This window comes from Curtobacterium sp. SP.BCo, assembly GCF_051903265.1.
Taxonomy (GTDB): domain Bacteria; phylum Actinomycetota; class Actinomycetes; order Actinomycetales; family Microbacteriaceae; genus Curtobacterium.
Map to the genome: position 1 here is coordinate 2232135 of NZ_CP194337.1, position 15868 is coordinate 2248002.

The 15868-nt window shown below is 70.9% G+C and carries 13 protein-coding genes; 8 read left to right on the plus strand and 5 right to left on the minus strand.

Annotated features, from left to right (window positions below; genetic code table 11):
- Positions 1-32 precede the first annotated feature (32 nt).
- On the minus strand, positions 33-464 hold the full coding sequence (locus ACRQ4B_RS10655; protein WP_439691421.1) for a DUF3093 domain-containing protein: 432 nt from the start codon (positions 462-464) through the stop codon (positions 33-35).
- Positions 465-529: 65 nt separating this feature from the next.
- On the opposite strand from ACRQ4B_RS10655, the gene dut reads away from it, so the two are divergent.
- From dut to ACRQ4B_RS10685, 6 genes are all read left to right on the plus strand, one after another.
- On the plus strand, positions 530-1021 hold the full coding sequence (gene dut / locus ACRQ4B_RS10660; protein WP_439691422.1) for a dUTP diphosphatase: 492 nt from the start codon (positions 530-532) through the stop codon (positions 1019-1021).
- The gene (locus ACRQ4B_RS10665) at positions 1018-1740 is read left to right on the plus strand and encodes a DUF3710 domain-containing protein (RefSeq protein ID WP_439691423.1); all 723 of its coding nucleotides are present in this window, start codon (positions 1018-1020) and stop codon (positions 1738-1740) included. The genes dut and ACRQ4B_RS10665 overlap by 4 nt, the downstream gene beginning before the upstream one ends.
- A 23-nt stretch (positions 1741-1763) precedes the next feature.
- Complete coding sequence (locus ACRQ4B_RS10670) at positions 1764-2516, plus strand: DUF3159 domain-containing protein (protein WP_439691424.1); 753 nt, start codon at positions 1764-1766, stop codon at positions 2514-2516.
- A 129-nt stretch (positions 2517-2645) separates the two neighbouring features.
- Positions 2646-5462: an aconitate hydratase AcnA gene (acnA, locus tag ACRQ4B_RS10675; protein WP_439691425.1), complete on the plus strand. Its 2817-nt coding sequence runs from the start codon at positions 2646-2648 to the stop codon at positions 5460-5462.
- A gap of 156 nt (positions 5463-5618) precedes the next feature.
- A complete protein-coding gene (gene dxs, locus ACRQ4B_RS10680; RefSeq protein ID WP_439691426.1) occupies positions 5619-7553 on the plus strand; it encodes a 1-deoxy-D-xylulose-5-phosphate synthase in 1935 nt (644 codons plus the stop codon).
- A gap of 54 nt (positions 7554-7607) precedes the next feature.
- Positions 7608-8339: a hypothetical protein gene (locus tag ACRQ4B_RS10685; RefSeq protein ID WP_439691427.1), complete on the plus strand. Its 732-nt coding sequence runs from the start codon at positions 7608-7610 to the stop codon at positions 8337-8339.
- A 203-nt stretch (positions 8340-8542) separates the two neighbouring features.
- Here the strand turns inward: ACRQ4B_RS10685 and ACRQ4B_RS10690 are convergent, their stop codons facing one another.
- The 4 genes from ACRQ4B_RS10690 to ACRQ4B_RS10705 all read right to left on the minus strand — a co-directional run bounded on the left by ACRQ4B_RS10690 (position 8543) and on the right by ACRQ4B_RS10705 (position 13835).
- On the minus strand, positions 8543-10681 hold the full coding sequence (locus tag ACRQ4B_RS10690) for a 3-hydroxyacyl-CoA dehydrogenase NAD-binding domain-containing protein (protein WP_439691428.1): 2139 nt from the start codon (positions 10679-10681) through the stop codon (positions 8543-8545).
- Between the two features lie 2 nt (positions 10682-10683).
- The gene (locus ACRQ4B_RS10695; RefSeq protein ID WP_439691429.1) at positions 10684-11916 is read right to left on the minus strand and encodes a thiolase family protein; all 1233 of its coding nucleotides are present in this window, start codon (positions 11914-11916) and stop codon (positions 10684-10686) included.
- Positions 11917-12022: 106 nt separating this feature from the next.
- Positions 12023-13258 carry an HRDC domain-containing protein gene (locus tag ACRQ4B_RS10700; protein ID WP_439691430.1) on the minus strand — a complete coding sequence of 412 codons (1236 nt, stop codon included), beginning with the start codon at positions 13256-13258 and terminating at the stop codon, positions 12023-12025.
- Positions 13251-13835 (minus strand): DUF3000 domain-containing protein, encoded by a 585-nt coding sequence (locus ACRQ4B_RS10705; protein WP_439691431.1) that lies wholly within the window; start codon positions 13833-13835, stop codon positions 13251-13253. Before ACRQ4B_RS10705 ends, ACRQ4B_RS10700 begins: the two co-directional genes overlap by 8 nt.
- A gap of 23 nt (positions 13836-13858) precedes the next feature.
- Here ACRQ4B_RS10705 and ACRQ4B_RS10710 point away from each other — a divergent pair, with 23 nt between their 5' ends.
- Together ACRQ4B_RS10710 and ACRQ4B_RS10715 are read left to right on the plus strand one after the other, a co-directional pair.
- Positions 13859-15082, plus strand: coding sequence for an alpha/beta fold hydrolase (locus tag ACRQ4B_RS10710; RefSeq protein WP_439691432.1), 1224 nt, complete (start codon positions 13859-13861; stop codon positions 15080-15082).
- A gap of 175 nt (positions 15083-15257) precedes the next feature.
- On the plus strand, positions 15258-15710 hold the full coding sequence (locus tag ACRQ4B_RS10715; RefSeq protein ID WP_439691433.1) for a ribonuclease E inhibitor RraB: 453 nt from the start codon (positions 15258-15260) through the stop codon (positions 15708-15710).
- Positions 15711-15868: the final 158 nt, after the last annotated feature.

Genomic DNA, 15868 nt, shown 5'->3' on the forward strand with positions numbered 1-15868 from the left:
CAGAATGCCAGTATGTTGTGTTCCTGGCGGGTCTACCCGCGCAGCGCCTCGACGACCGCCGAGGGGTTCCGGGCGCTGACGAGCCAGTACGGCGTCGGGTCGGCGGCGTCCGCGACCTCCACGCGCACGACGCCTCGCACGTACCCGCGGAAGAGCGTCCACGCCCGTGCGTCGAGCTTCGGGCCGCGCTGCGTGGTGGCCTCGGCGCCCTCGTACCCCTCGACCTCGCCGACGAGCGCACGCGGCAGGTGTGCGCGTCCGGCGCGGAACTCGGTGTCCGTGACCTCGATCGTCGGCGCGAGCGCCCAGAGCAGCACGAGCACGCCGAGCTCCATCCCGATCGCGACCAGCACGCCGGCGAGCACGCTGATCGGCAGGAAGACGAGGAGGCTGGCGGGGATGACGAGCGCGGTCGCCAGGTAGAGGACGGGCGGGGCCCACAGTCGTTCGCGGTACACGGTCACGAGACCATTCGACCACGAGTCGGGCCAGGTCACGGAACGGTCACGGTCTGCACTACCCTCGACACGTGACCGAACCAGTCGACGTGCTCTGGACCGGGGAGAACGCTCCCGGATACGCCCACCCCGGTGACGCCGGTGCCGACCTCGTCTCGACCGAGGCCTTCGTGCTGCAGCCCGGCGAACGCCGTCTCGTGGGGACCGGCCTCCGGATCGCCCTACCCGAGGGGTACGCGGCGTTCGTCGTCCCGCGCAGTGGTCTGGCCGCGAAGCACGGCATCACGATCGTGAACGCGCCTGGAACGGTCGACGCCGGCTACCGGGGCGAGGTCAAGGTCGCCCTGCTCAACACCGACCAGTCCGCCGCGCACGAGGTGCAGGTCGGGGATCGGATCGCCCAGATGATCGTGATGCCGGTGCCGCGCGTGTCGTTCACCCGCGTCGAGGAGCTGCCCGACAGCGTCCGCGGCCAGGGTGGCTTCGGCTCGTCGGGCTACGGTGACCGGAGCGGTGCCGTCCGGGGCACCGCCGACGATGCTCAGGAAGGAACGCGCGCATGAAGTTCGGCCGACGCAAGCGTGACGAGGTCGAGGTGGCGGACGCCGTCGCCGACGGTGTCGAGATCGCGGACACGACCCCCGAGGTCGACATCGCGACCGACGCCGACGCGGACCTCGACGAGGTGGACGCGGTCGCGCCGACGGACAAGTCCGCACCGGACGACCGTGCCGACAACGGCCCGCACGACGAGACCGAGGCGAACCTGGTCCGCCCGTACGTCGACCTCGGCGGCGTGAAGGTCCTGCCGCGCGAGGGCCTGCACCTCCGGCTCGAGGTCGAGGAGGGCTCGCAGCGCGTCGTGGCGGTCGGGCTCGACTACGAGGAGTCCACGCTCCAGGTCCAGCCGTTCGCGGCGCCGCGCTCCACCGGCCTCTGGCACGAGATCCGGGCGCAGATCGCCGAGCAGATCGAGCGCCAGGGCGGTGTCGTGACCGAGGTCGACGGCCCGTTCGGCCCCGAGCTCCGGGCGCAGGTGCCCGTGGTGACGGACGGCTCCGGCGTCACCGAGGGTGTCCGCCCGGCACGCTTCATCGGCGTCGACGGCCCGCGTTGGTTCCTCCGCGGCGTGATCGCCGGGAAGGCCGCGGAGTCGCCGGACGACGCCGTCGAGATCGAGGAGCTGTTCCGCAGCGTCGTCGTGGTCCGCGGCAACACGCCGATGCCGCCGCGCGACCTCATCCCGCTGCACATGCCGAAGTCGACGCAGTCGGCGATCTGACCAACGACCTGCCTGGAGGCACGGTGCCGGACAACGACGACACCTCCCGTCCCGACGAGCGCGCGTCGGACGCGCTGCCCTCCTTCAACGACCAGTTCCGCGCGGCCGTCGCGAACACCGGGCTCGGCAAGGTCGCCCCGGGCGAGGCGCCCTCCGGACGGGCGCTCGTCGCGGCGGTGGGCGGCGTCCGGGGACTCGCCGAGTCGGTGCTGCCCGGGCTCGCGTTCCTCGTCGTCTACGCGATCACGAAGGAGCTCGTCCCGAGCGTCCTGATCCCGGTCGCGATCGGCGTGGTCTTCGTCGTCCTCCGCCTGCTGCAGCGGCAGTCGCTGGTGATGTCCCTGGCCGGGATCCTCGGCGTGGCGATCTCCGCAGGGCTCGCGCTCATCACCGGCCGGGCCGAGAGCAACTTCATCCCCGGCATCGTGATCAACGCCGTGTGGCTCGTCGGCCTGCTCGTGACGCTCGCGATCCGGCAGCCGCTCATCGGTGTCGTCGTCGGGTTCCTGCTGCCGCCGAACGAGGACGGCAGCCACCAGGACTGGCGGGCGGACCCGGCGAAGCGTCGCGTGCTGACCGTGGCGACGTGGCTGTGGGTCGGGCTCTTCGCGATCCGGCTGCTCATCGAGGTCCCGCTCTACCTGACGGCCCAGGTCGAACTGCTCGCCGGCATCAAGCTGATCACGGGTGTCCCGCTGTACGCGGCGCTGCTCTGGGTGACCTGGCTGCTCGTCCGCACGGTGTTCCGGCGCGAGGGCGGCGCCGCCGCGGTGTAGAGTTGTCTCGACATCGAGATAGTTCTCGTCGGTCCTCCCAGGGCTGACGGGTTTAGGTTTGCCTTGCTGGTGGGACGCCCTGCGCCCCGCTTGGATGGGGGCACACCGATCAACCAGGGAGGCGGCACAGTGGCTGCAGTCAACAGCTTCGGCTCGAAGGACACACTGTCGGTTGGGGGTGTCGACTACGCGATCCACCGGATCGACACGGTGCCCGGGCACGAGAAGCTCCCGTACAGCCTGAAGGTGCTGCTCGAGAACCTCCTCCGCACCGAGGACGGCAAGAACGTCACCGAGGGGCAGATCCGTGCCCTCGGGTCGTGGCAGCCCGACGCCGAGCCGGACACCGAGATCCAGTTCTCCCCGGCGCGCGTCGTCATGCAGGACTTCACCGGCGTGCCGTGCATCGTCGACCTCGCCACCATGCGCGAGGCGATGGCCGAGATCGGCGGCGACCCGAACAAGATCAACCCGCTGTCGCCGGCCGAGATGGTCATCGACCACTCCGTCATCGCCGACCTCTTCGGTCGCGAGGACGCACTCCAGCGCAACACCGACCTCGAGTACGAGCGCAACGGGGAGCGGTACCAGTTCCTCCGCTGGGGGCAGACCGCCTTCGAGGACTTCAAGGTCGTCCCGCCGGGAACCGGCATCGTGCACCAGGTCAACATCGAGTACCTGGCGAAGGTCACCTACACCCGCGACTTCGACGGCGAGACGTACGCCTACCCGGACACCCTCGTCGGCACCGACTCGCACACCACGATGGTGAACGGCCTCGGCGTGCTCGGCTGGGGCGTCGGCGGCATCGAGGCCGAGGCCGCCATGCTCGGCCAGCCCGTGTCGATGCTCATCCCGAAGGTCGTCGGCTTCAAGCTCTCCGGGTCGATCCCGGCCGGCGTGACCGCGACGGACGTGGTCCTCACCATCACGCAGGAGCTGCGCAAGCACGGCGTCGTCGGCAAGTTCGTCGAGTTCTACGGCGAGGGCGTCGGCGAGGTCCCGCTCGCGAACCGCGCGACCATCGGCAACATGTCACCGGAGTTCGGCTCCACCGCGGCGATGTTCCCGGTCGACGACGTCACGCTCGACTACCTGCGCCTGACCGGCCGTGACGACGCGCAGATCGCCCTGGTCGAGGCCTACGCCAAGACGCAGGGCCTCTGGCACGACCCGTCCGTCGAGCCGAACTACTCCGAGTACATGGAGCTCGACCTCTCCACGGTCGTCCCGTCGATCTCCGGTCCGAAGCGGCCGCAGGACCGCATCGAGCTCTCCAAGGCGAAGGACCAGTTCGAGCTCGACCTGAACAACTACACGACGCCGAGCGAGCAGACGGACCTCGACGACGCGGTGGAGGAGACCTTCCCGGCCTCCGACCCGATCGCCGCGGGCTCCACCAACGAGGACACCCACCTGCACGAGCACGTGTACGTGTCGAGCGCCCCGTCGACCGCGTCCCAGCCGACGAAGGTCGCGATGGACGGTGCCGACCCGTTCACGATCGACCACGGCGCCGTCGCCATCGCCGCGATCACCTCGTGCACGAACACGTCGAACCCGTCGGTCATGATGGCCGCGGGCATCCTCGCGCGGAACGCGGCGAAGAAGGGCCTCACGGCCAAGCCGTGGGTCAAGACGACGCTCGCCCCGGGGTCCAAGGTCGTCACCGACTACTACGAGAAGGCCGGTCTCACCACCTACCTCGAGCAGCTCGGCTTCTACACGGTCGGCTACGGCTGCACCACCTGCATCGGCAACTCGGGCCCGCTGCCCGAGGAGATCTCGCAGGCCGTGCAGGACAACGACCTCGCCGTCACCGCGGTGCTCTCCGGCAACCGCAACTTCGAGGGCCGCATCAACCCCGACGTGAAGATGAACTACCTGGCGTCCCCGCCGCTGGTCATCGCGTACGCCCTCGCCGGGTCGATGCACTTCGACTTCGACAAGGACGCGCTCGGACAGGACCAGGACGGCAAGGACGTCTTCCTGCAGGACATCTGGCCCGACGCGGTCGAGGTCCAGCAGGTCATCGACGCCTCCATCGACACCGAGATGTTCACCCACGAGTACGGCTCCGTGTTCGAGGGCGACGACCGCTGGAAGAACCTGCCGACCCCGACCGGCGACACCTTCGAGTGGGACACCGAGTCCACCTACGTCCGGAAGCCCCCGTACTTCGAGGGCATGACGATGCAGCCGGACGCGGTGTCGGACATCTCGGGCGCCCGGGTGCTCGCGAAGCTCGGCGACTCGGTCACCACGGACCACATCTCGCCGGCCGGCTCGATCAAGGCGGACAGCCCGGCGGGTCAGTACCTCGCCGAGCACGGCGTCGACCGCAAGGACTTCAACTCCTACGGCTCGCGTCGCGGCAACCACGAGGTCATGATCCGCGGCACGTTCGCGAACATCCGCCTCCGCAACCAGCTGCTGGACGGCGTGGAGGGCGGCTACACCCGCGACTTCACGACGGCTGACGGCGCGCAGTCGTTCATCTACGACGCGTCGCAGCACTACCAGGAGCAGGGCATCCCGCTCGTCATCTTCGGCGGCAAGGAGTACGGCTCGGGTTCGTCGCGCGACTGGGCGGCGAAGGGCACGAACCTCCTCGGCGTGAAGGCGGTCATCACCGAGAGCTTCGAGCGCATCCACCGTTCGAACCTCATCGGCATGGGCGTCGTCCCGCTGCAGTTCCCCGCCGGTGAGTCGATCGAGTCCCTCGGGCTCGACGGCAGCGAGGTCGTCTCGATCTCCGGCCTGACCGAACTCAACGAGGGTCGCACGCCGAAGACCGTGCACGTCACGGCCGAGCCGAGCGAGCACTCGCCGGCGGGCAAGCAGACGATCGAGTTCGACGCGGTGGTCCGGATCGACACCCCCGGCGAGGCGGACTACTACCGCAACGGCGGCATCCTGCAGTACGTGCTCCGGTCGCTCGTCTGACACGACCCGGACACCGGTCGCTGACGCGACCACCCAACGGTCGCTGACGCGACCACCTGACGGACTGGAGGCCCGTGGCGAACCCGCCACGGGCCTCCAGTCCGTCAGCGGGTCACGCGCATAGAGTGGGCCGACAGCCCCACGAAAGGAGCGCCCGTGAGTCTGCTGAGCAGCATCACCTCGCCGCGCGACCTGAAGCGTCTCTCCGACGCGCAGATGACCGACCTCGCAGCCGAGATCCGGCGGTTCCTCGTCGCCGAGGTCGCGAAGACCGGCGGACACCTGGGCCCGAACCTCGGGGTCGTCGAGCTGACGCTCGCGATGCACCGGGTGTTCGACTCGCCGCACGACCCGTTCGTCTTCGACACCGGACACCAGTCGTACGTGCACAAGCTCGTGACCGGGCGGCAGGACTTCTCGCGGCTCCGGGAGCGCGGCGGGCTCGCCGGGTACCCCCAGCGCAGTGAGTCGGAGCACGACATCGTCGAGTCCTCGCACGCGTCGTCGTCGCTGTCCTGGGCGGACGGCATCTCCCGCGCCTTCGTGCAGACCGGGCAGGGCGACCGCACGGTCGTCGCGGTCGTCGGGGACGGTGCCCTCACGGGTGGCATGACGTGGGAGGCGCTGAACAACATCTCGGACGGCAACGACCGTCGGCTCGTCATCGTCGTCAACGACAACGGGCGCTCCTACGCCCCGACCATCGGCGGCATGGCGCGCTTCCTCAGCTCCGTCCGGACCCGCCGTGAGTACCGCGCGCTGTACGAGAAGTCGCAGGCGGCGGCCGCACGCTTCGGAGCGCCGGGCCGTGCCCTGTACCGCGGGATGCGCGGCGGGCTGCACGGGTTCCTGTCGCGGTTCACGAACAACGAGGCGTTGTACTCGAACCTCGACATCAAGTACATCGGCCCCGTGAACGGGCACGACCAGCGGGCCGTCGAGGCAGCGCTCCGGCAGGCCAAGGAGTACGGCGCACCGACGATCGTGCACGCCATCACCGAGAAGGGCCACGGCTTCGAACCAGCGCTCCGGGACCAGGCGGACCAGTTCCACGCCGTCGGGCACATCGACCCCGAGACCGGTGAGTCGCTCGACGTCTCGTCGGGGCCGTCGTGGACCTCGGTGTTCGCGTCGACGCTGGCGGAGGTCGGCGCATCGGACGAGAAGATCGTGGCGATCACCGCGGCGATGCTGCGCCCCACCGGACTCCACCTCTTCCAGGAGCAGCACCCGACCCGCGTGATCGACGTCGGGATCGCGGAGCAGCACGCCGTGACGACCGCTGCGGGGCTTGCGTTCGGCGGCCTGCACCCCGTCGTCGCGCTCTACGCGACGTTCCTCAACCGGGCGTTCGACCAGGTCCTGATGGACGTGGCGCTGCACAAGGCCGGCGTCACGTTCGTGCTCGACCGCGCCGGCATCACCGGGCCCGACGGCCCGTCCCACCACGGCATGTGGGACCTCGCGCTGCTGCAGGTCGTCCCCGGCATCCGGATCGCCGCCCCGCGCGACGCCGCGACCCTCCGTGAGGAGTTCCGCGAGGCCGTGGCGGTCGACGACGCCCCCACCGTGCTGCGGTGGTCGAAGGGACAGGTCGGTCCGGACATCCCCGCCGAGCGACGTCTGCCCGACGGGGTCGACGTGCTGCGGTCCCCGTCCTCCGACCAGGAGCCCGACGTGCTGCTCGTCGCGGTCGGGTCGATGGTGCCGGTCGCCCTCGAAGCCGCCGAACTGCTCGAGGCGCAGGGGATCGGCGTGACCGTCGTGGACCCGCGGTGGGTCGTCCCGATCCCGGGGTCGCTCATCGACCTGTCCCGTGACCACCGGCTCGTCATCACGATCGAGGACGGTGTGCGGGTCGGGGGTGTCGGCACACGGCTCCGGCAGGACCTGCGGGCCGCAGGCGTGGACACCGGCGTGAACGAGCTCGGGCTGCCGGACGAGTTCATCGACCACGCCACCCGCTCGCAGATCCTGGCCGACGTCGGTCTGACGGCGCAGGCGATCGCCCGCGACGTCATCGACCAGGTGGTCGGCACGAAGCTGCCGCAGGCGAAGCCCGCGCGGTCGCGGTCCTCGGTCGACGGCTGACGGGTCCATGCCGCCCGGGGCATGTCCCTCGGGGTCGTCTGTCATGATCACCGCATGCGATGGGGGATCGGGACGACAGCGGCAGGGCTCCTGCTCGCCGTGGTGGCACTGACGACGGGCTGCTCCGCACTGGACGACGCCGAGGTCGCGCCGCAGCTCGAGGCCGAGGCGCGGGTCGAGGCCCGGCAGACGATGCACCGCGTGATCGACTGGGCGGGCACCGATGCCGTCCGGCGCGTCGACGCCACGTGGACGGATTCGTGCGGGAACGCGACCAACTCCGGGCTCTTCCAGCCCGCCACGGGCACGTCGTGCCAGATCGACGCCGGCGCGGTGTACACGATCGAGGGTGCGACCACGCCCGCCGATGCTGTGCGCGTCGCGGGCCCGGCGCTCCGCGAGGCCGGCCTGACGGACGAGGACCTCGTGGCGCGGACGATCCAGCCCGACGGCTCGGTGCCGTCCCTGGTCGAGGTCGGCGGACGGCAGTCGGTCGCGCTCGGCGACGACCTCGGGCAGGACCGCTTCGCGGTGGTCCGGGTGCAGGGGTGGGACGCCTCGCTCGGGCTCTGGTCGCCCGACGACGTCGTGGTGCACACCTCGCCGGGCCTCGGTGCGGAACGGCGTGACGAGGCCGTCCGGGCGAGCGGTGCCACCTACGTGCTCGTCGTCACGCACAGCGCGGGGTACTTCCGGTCGTACGACGACGAGCCGCCCGCACCGGCGGCACCGCGCCCGTCGGTGCCGCCCTGCTTCAGCGGGAGCAACGACTGCGTCGGCGGCTGACGCCGAGCGCCGACGCCGGTCGCGGTGAGGCGGCGTGGCGTGGCGTGGCGGCGTGGCGTGGCGGCGCACGAACGAAATCGCCCCGAACCGCGAGATTCGGCGGTTCGGGGCGATTTCGGTTGTGCGGAGCCGATCGGCGCCGGCGCTCCCGCGAGGCAGAGCCGGGCCCGCGCCCGGCTAGCGCGGAGCCGGTCCGCGCCCGGCTAGCGCGAAGCAGGGCCGACGATGAGCGGCTCGTGGAACGCACCGCCGAAGACCCGCTCCGAGGCTCCGGAGCGGTCGAGGTACGGGCTGATCCCACCGGCCTGGAACGGGTAGCCCGCGCCCAGGATCAGGCCGAGGTCGATCTCCTCGACGTGCTGGACGACACCGTCGGCGAGCATGCGGTGCAGCTCGTCGGCGAGGGCGTCCTCGAAGCGGCGCTGCATCTCGGCAGCGTCGACCGGTGCGGCGTCCTTCTTGGCCGGGGCGACGAGCTTCACGGCAGCGGGGTCGTACCCGGTCGCGGCGCCCTTCTTGTCGCGCGTCAGGATGTGTCCGTACTCGGCGATCCGCTTCAGTCCGTCACCGGGGTAGAAGCGCTCCGGCCAGGCGGCGTGGTGGGAGTCGAGGACGTGCGCCCCGACCGGCAGCCCGACGAGTTCGAGCAGCTCGAACGGCGACATCGGGAGGCCGAGCGGTGCGGCTCCCTGGGCCACGACGTCGAACGGGGTGCCCTCCTCGACCCCGCGCATCGCCTCACCGAGCACCCGGGCGAGCACCCGGTTGACGACGAAGCCCGGCTGGTCGGCCGTGACGATCGCGGTCTTCTTCAGGGTCTTCGCGACCGACAGCGCCGTGGCGACGGTCTCGTCGGAGGCCTGGTCCGTCCGCACGACCTCGAGCAACGGCATCACGGCGACGGGGTTGAAGAAGTGGAAGCCGACCAGGCGTGACGGGTCGGACAGCACCGAGCCCATCTCGGACACGGACAACGAGGACGTGTTCGTCGCGAGGACGGCATCGGGCGAGATGACCCGCTCGATGTTGCGGAAGACCTCCTGCTTGACGCTCATCTCCTCGAACACGGCCTCGATCACCCAGTCGGCGTCCGCGAACGCGTCGTAGGACACCGACCCGGACACGAGCGCCTTGATGCGGTTCGCGTCGTCGGGGGAGACCCGGCCCTTGTCGAGCAGCTTGTCGACCTCGCCGCGGATCCGCTCCACGCCGGCGTCGACGCGGCTCTGATCGACGTCGGTGATGACCACGGGGACACCGAGGCGACGGGCGAAGAGCAGCGCGAACTGGGACGCCATGAGCCCGGCGCCGAGCACACCGACCTTCGTGATCTTCTTCGGCTCGACGCCCTCGGGGGCGCCCACCGGACGCTTCGCACGCTTCTGCACGAGGTCGAACGCGTACATCGAGGCGGCGAACTGGTCGCCGGAGAGCAGGTCGGCGAGGGCGTCGTCCTCGTCGGCGAAGCGGTCGTCGAGCGACCCGGACTTCGCCGCGGCGACGAGGTCGAGCGCACGGAACGGCGATTTCGGGACCGTACCGATCTTCGACGCGACCTGGCCGCGGGCGACCTTGACGACCGTGCCCCACGCGGCCTTCTCGATCATGCCCGGCTCGTTCTTCCGGACCACCTTCGTCCGGCCCGACACCACACCGTCGGCCCAGGCCACCGCGGACGGCAGGAACGTGACCGAGGGGATCAGGGCGTCGCCGATCCCGAGCTCGACGGCGGCGGCTCCGTCCATCAGTCGGTTGTTCTTCAGCGGGTTCTCGACGATGACGCGGAGCGCCTTCTCGGGGCCGATCAGGCGGGGCAGCAACGTCGCGCCGCCCCATCCGGGGATGATCCCGAGGAAGACCTCGGGCAGCCCGATGCCCTGCGCCGCCGAGGAGAACACGCGGTAGGTGCAGTGCAACCCGATCTCCAGGCCGCCGCCCAGCGCGATCCCGTTGATGAACGCGAACGACGGGACCCCGAGGTCGGACAGCTTGCGGAGGGTCGCGTGTCCGAGCGCCGCCAGGTCGTGGGCGACGTCGCGCGACGGCACCGAGGCCGCCTGGGACAGGTCGGCGCCGGCGGCGAAGCAGTACTCCTTGCCGGTGATCGCCACGGCCTGGACCGTGCCGGCGGCCGCCTCGGTCTTCAGGGTGTCGAGGACGCCGGACAGCTCGTGCAGCGTGCGCGGACCGAGCGTCGAGGGGCGCTTGTAGTCCTTGCCGTTGTCGAGCGTGATGAGCCCGAGCGTGCCGCCCGAGGGCAGCGCGACGTGCTTGAGGTACGAGTGCGTGACGACCTCGTCCTCGCTGAGCGCCAGGAGTCGGTCGTTGTCGACGATGGTCATGCTCAGGCCGCCTTCCGTGCCGCGGACTTGCTGAAGTTCGGGTTCTCCCAGATCACGGTCCCGCCCTGCCCGAGGCCGATGCACATGGTGGTGATGCCGTACCGGACGTCGGGACGCTCGGCGAACTGCGCGGCGAGCTGGGTCATCAAGCGGACGCCGCTCGAGGCGAGCGGGTGCCCGACGGCGATCGCGCCGCCCCAGGCGTTCACGTTCGTGGAGTCCTGGGCGATGCCGTAGTTGTCGAGGAACGCGAGCACCTGCACGGCGAACGCCTCGTTGATCTCGAACAGCCCGATGTCGTCGATCGAGAGCCCGGCCTTGGCGAGGGCCTTGTCGGTCGCGGGGACCGGGCCGATGCCCATGACCTCCGGGTCGACGCCCGCGAAGGCGAACGAGACCATGCGCATCTTGGTCGGCAGCCCGTGCTCCTTCGCCGCGTCGGCCGACGCGAGCAGGCTCATCGTCGCGCCGTCGTTCAGGCCCGCGGCGTTGCCGGCGGTGATCCGCCCGTGCGGCCGGAACGGCGTCTTCAAGGCGGCCAGTGCCTCCAGGGTGGTGCCGGGCCGGGGCGGCTCGTCGCTGGAGACGATGTCCCAGCCCTCGCCGGTGTTGACCTCGACCGGGATCACGTCCGGCTGCAGCTTGCCGGCAGCCCACGCGGCGGCGTACCGCTGCTGGGACTGGACGGCGTAGGCGTCGGTGCGGTCCTTCGTGATCGCGGGGAAGCGGTCGTGCAGGCGTTCGGCGGTGGAGCCCATCACGAGCGCGTCGCTCGCGACCATGCGCTCCGCGACGAAGCGCGGGTTGACGTCGGCACCGAAGCCCATCGGGTGGCGCCCCATGTGCTCGACGCCACCGGCGATGGCGACGTCCGCCGCGCCGAAGGCGATGGCCCCGGCGAGCGTGGTGACGCTCGTCATCGCGCCGGCGCACATCCGGTCGATCGCGTACCCGGGGACGGTCTTCGGGAGGCCCGCGAGCATCCCCACGGTCCGGCCGAGGGTCAGGCCCTGGTCGCCCTGCTGCGTCGTGGCAGCCACGGCGACGTCGTCCACCGCGGCCCCGTCCAGCGAGGCGTTCCGGTCGAGCAGACCACGCATCGCGTGCACCGCGAGGTCGTCGGCGCGGGTCTTCCAGAACACCCCCTTCTCCCCGGCTCGTCCGAACGGTGTCCGAACGCCGTCAACGAAGACGACGTCTGCTGCCTTTGGCAATCTGGGCCTCCAGATCCTCATCGATCAGGTCGGGGCACGTTCCGCCCCGCCCGGCCGGGACGTACCCGGCGTGCACGGTCGACGCTATGCCCCGAGCCTGGGCGGACGCATGCCGGTTGGGGCGTTCCTACGACTCGGTGTTGCTCTCGGCAGCAGGCGCCTGTGCAGCAGCGACAAAGGCGTGCGCGATGATCGACGCGGTCTCCTCCACCTGCCACGGACGGGCGTCGTGCGCGGCGAGCACCGCACCGACGGTCTCGGTCGCGATCGGCTGCGGCGGTTCCCACGAGACGACGCGCAGGGTCTCCGGCGTGAGCAGGTTCTCGACGGGCAGGTCGAGCTCCTCGGCACGCGTGACGACGGCGGCGCGTGCTGCCTTGTAGCGGCGGTCGGCGGCGGGGTTGCGGTCGGCCCAGGCACGGGGCGGGGGGAGCGACGGCTCGCCGGACGCGCGGAGCTTCGGGAGGTCCTCGGTCGTGCGGCCCTCCTCGACGGCGGCCCACCAGCGGTCGAGTTCGGAGCGGCTGGCGCGACCGGTGAAGGCCTTCACGCCGCTCAGCTCGCCCTTCGACGCCGGGTTCGCCGCCGCGGCCGCGACGATCGCCGAGTCCGGGATGGTCCGGCCCGGCGCGATGTCCGTCTGCCGGGCGTAGGCGTCACGCGCGGTCCAGAGCGACCGGGCGATCGCCAGGGCCCGCGTGCCGCGCAGGGCGTGCATGCCGGACAGCCGTCGCCACGGTTCGGCCTTCGGCGGCTTCGGCGCCCGGGTCAGCACGGCGGCGAATTCTTCTTCGGCGATCCGGGCCTTGCCGGCCTCGTCGAGCGTCGCGGCGAGGGCGTCGCGGAGGTCGGGGAGCAGCTCGACGTCGAGGGAGGCGTACACCAGCCACGACTGGGGGAGCGGACGGGTCGACCAGTCGGCGGCCGAGTGCGCCTTCGCGAGCGTGATGCCGAGCAGCTGCTCGACGACGGCACCGAGGCCGACCCGCGGGAACCCGGCGATGCGGGCACCGAGCTCGGTGTCGAAGATGCGGGTCGGCACGAGCCCGACCTCCTGCAGGCAGGGGAGGTCCTGGGACGCGGCGTGGAACAGCCACTCCTCGTCGACGATGGCGTCGTTCAGCTCGGAGAAGTCACCGATCGGGATCGGGTCGAAGAGGAACGCGCCGGCGCCACGCCGGAAGACCTGGATGAGGTACGCCCGCTGCGAGTACCGGTAGCCGCTGGCACGCTCGGCGTCGACCGCGACGGGACCGTGGCCGGCGGCGATCGCCTTCACTGCCGCCAGGTACTCCTCTCGGGTCTCGATGACGTGCACGGCGTCGTGCGACGCCTCGAACGCCGGAGATCCAGGGTCAGTCACGTGCGAGCCTCCTCGGGGCCAACAGGGTCACGCCGTCCGACGCGGGCGGCAGACCCGCGAGCATCGCCACGATCTCCTCCCACGCCTCGACGTGTGCGGTGAGGTCCTCGTCGCGTGGGGTCCACGAGGCGCGCAGTTCGAGCTGCGCCCCGTCGCCCTGCGCCGCGAGGTCGCCGTAGCCGCGGGAGATGATCTTGGTCGCCGTGCCCGAGGCGTGGTCGTACGCCGCACCGTTCGCTGCCAGGGCGTCCAAGAGCCAGCTCCACGTCACGTCCGCGACGAACTCGTCGACGCCGATCTCCGGTTCGAGCGGCGCCTGGGCGAACGTCACGATCCGGAACGCGCCGCCCCATCCCTCGGGTTCGTCCGGGTCGTGCAGGGCGATGAACCGGCCCGTCCCCAGGTCGGAGTCGATGCCGTGCGCGGCCCCGGAGACGTCCGCCGCCAGGGCGATCGAGAACGGCGCGATGCGCGACGGCGAGGGGATCTCGGTGATCGTCGTCTCGGCGCGGGTGCCACCCGACGCCACGAACGCACGGAGCCGCGCGAACGCGTCGGGCTCTCGGGTTTCGGACACGAATGCAGACTAGGCTCCGGACCATGTCCCGATCCGCGCGACCCGCCGAGGACGTCGTCCAGGGAGCCGCGCGTTCGGCCGGGTTCATCGCGCTGGGTGCCGGCGTCGCCGCGGCCGCGGTCACCACGGCGGTGATCGGCGGCTTCGTGGCAGCGGTGGCCAGGGCGGTCGTCACGCCCGATCGGAAGCGCACCGAGCGCGTGCCGATCCACGCGGTCGACCCGGTCCGCGGGACCGTCACGATCGAACGGACCGCGGACACCGAACTGCAGGGTCGGTACAGCCTCTGGTTCGGCGGCGGCACCGGACACATGCGTGTCGGTGAGGTCCTCGGCAGCACGGACACCACCGTCACCCGACGCATCATCGCGATCGACGCCGGCGACCCCACGGCCGCGCGCAAGGGCCGGTGGGGCGGTTGGTTCTACCTCACCCCCGGCGAGCTCGACGTCCCGGTCGAGGACGTCGACATCTCGACCCCGAACGGCCCCTCGCCCGCCTGGGTGGTCCGTGCCGACGACCCGGACGCGCCGTGGGCCATCCTCGTGCACGGCCGTGGCGTGACCCGCGCCGAGACGATCCGTGCCGTGCCGGTGTTCCGGGCGGCCGGGTACTCCGTGGTGCTGGCGAGCTGGCGGAACGACGGGGTCGCACCCCGCAGCGTCGACGGCCGGTACGGCCTCGGCAGCACCGAGTGGGAGGACATCGACGCCGTCCTGCGCTGGGTCGACGGCCAGGGCGCCTCGAGCGTCGTCCTGATGGGGTGGTCGATGGGTGGCGCCGTCGTGCTGCAGACCCTGGTCCGCTCGGAGTTCGCCGACCTCGTCGACGGGGTGGTGCTCGAGTCGCCCGTGGTCGACTGGCACGCCGTCCTCAAGTCGCAGAGCCAGTTGCTCCGCCTGCCGCGACCCGTCCGGAAGGTCGCGCAGCGCCTGCTCCGCACCCCGGTCCTGCACCGATTGACCGGGCTGCGTCAGCCCGTCGACCTCCGGCAGCTCGACATGGTCGCCCGCGCAGACGAACTGCACGTCCCGATCCTGCTCATGCACAGCGACGACGACGGCTTCGTCCCGTCGTCCGCCTCGCACGCGCTGGCGGAGGCCCGGCCGGACCTCGTCCGGCTCGAGATCCAGACGACTGCTCGGCACACCAAGCTCTGGAACCACGACGCCGACTGGTTCGACGCGCGGATCCTCGCGTGGCTCACCGAGGTGGTCCAGCGCGACGGCGCGGCCAGCGCGCGGTAGACGCGACTGCAGGACGGACGGGAGGCGCGGTGCCAGCTGGCACCGCGCCTCCCGTCCGTCGTGGACCGGTCGCTCGCTTCGTGAGCAGAAGTTGTCGTGTCACCCGTCGCGCACCCGACCATTCCTGCTCACAAAACGACGGTGCGTCCACGGTGCTGTCTGCGACACTCGTGCCATGCGGCCATTGCGCAGGCGCCCCGAGCCGGCACCCTCGTTGCCGACGAACCCCGTGCTGCAGCAGATCGTGCAGCGGGGCGGAGACCTGTCTCAGCCGCGCGATTGGGTGCACTTCGTGTACTTCCCGGACGAGGGGTCCGCCAGGGCAGCCTCCGAGCGGATCGCCGCCGTCGGGTCAACCGTCGCGGTCAAACCGTCGGGTGCGGAGTGGTACGTCGCCGCTGATCAGCAGAACGTCCTCGTCGATGACGCCCGACTGGGCGAGGCCGTGCGAATCTTCGTGAGCATCATCGCCGAGACGCCCGGTGCGCAGTGGGACGGCTACGAAGCGAGTATTAAGTGCGCTCGCCTCTGGTCCGGTCGAGCTTCGCCGATGCGACGTAGGCGGGGTCATCTGAATGCTCGGTCTCGACAGCGCACGGAGAGAGGCCGCCGACGCGCACGACAGTGAGGACGTCGGTCACGCCGGGCCTGAACGCGGTGATCGCGACCGCGGTGTCAGCCGGAACCGTGCTTTCGTGGCACCCGGCCTTGTACGTCGCTTGCCATCGGCAATGTCGTCGCCGACGGAGCGGAATCATTTGTTGTGGAGGGTGGAAAGGCTCACCT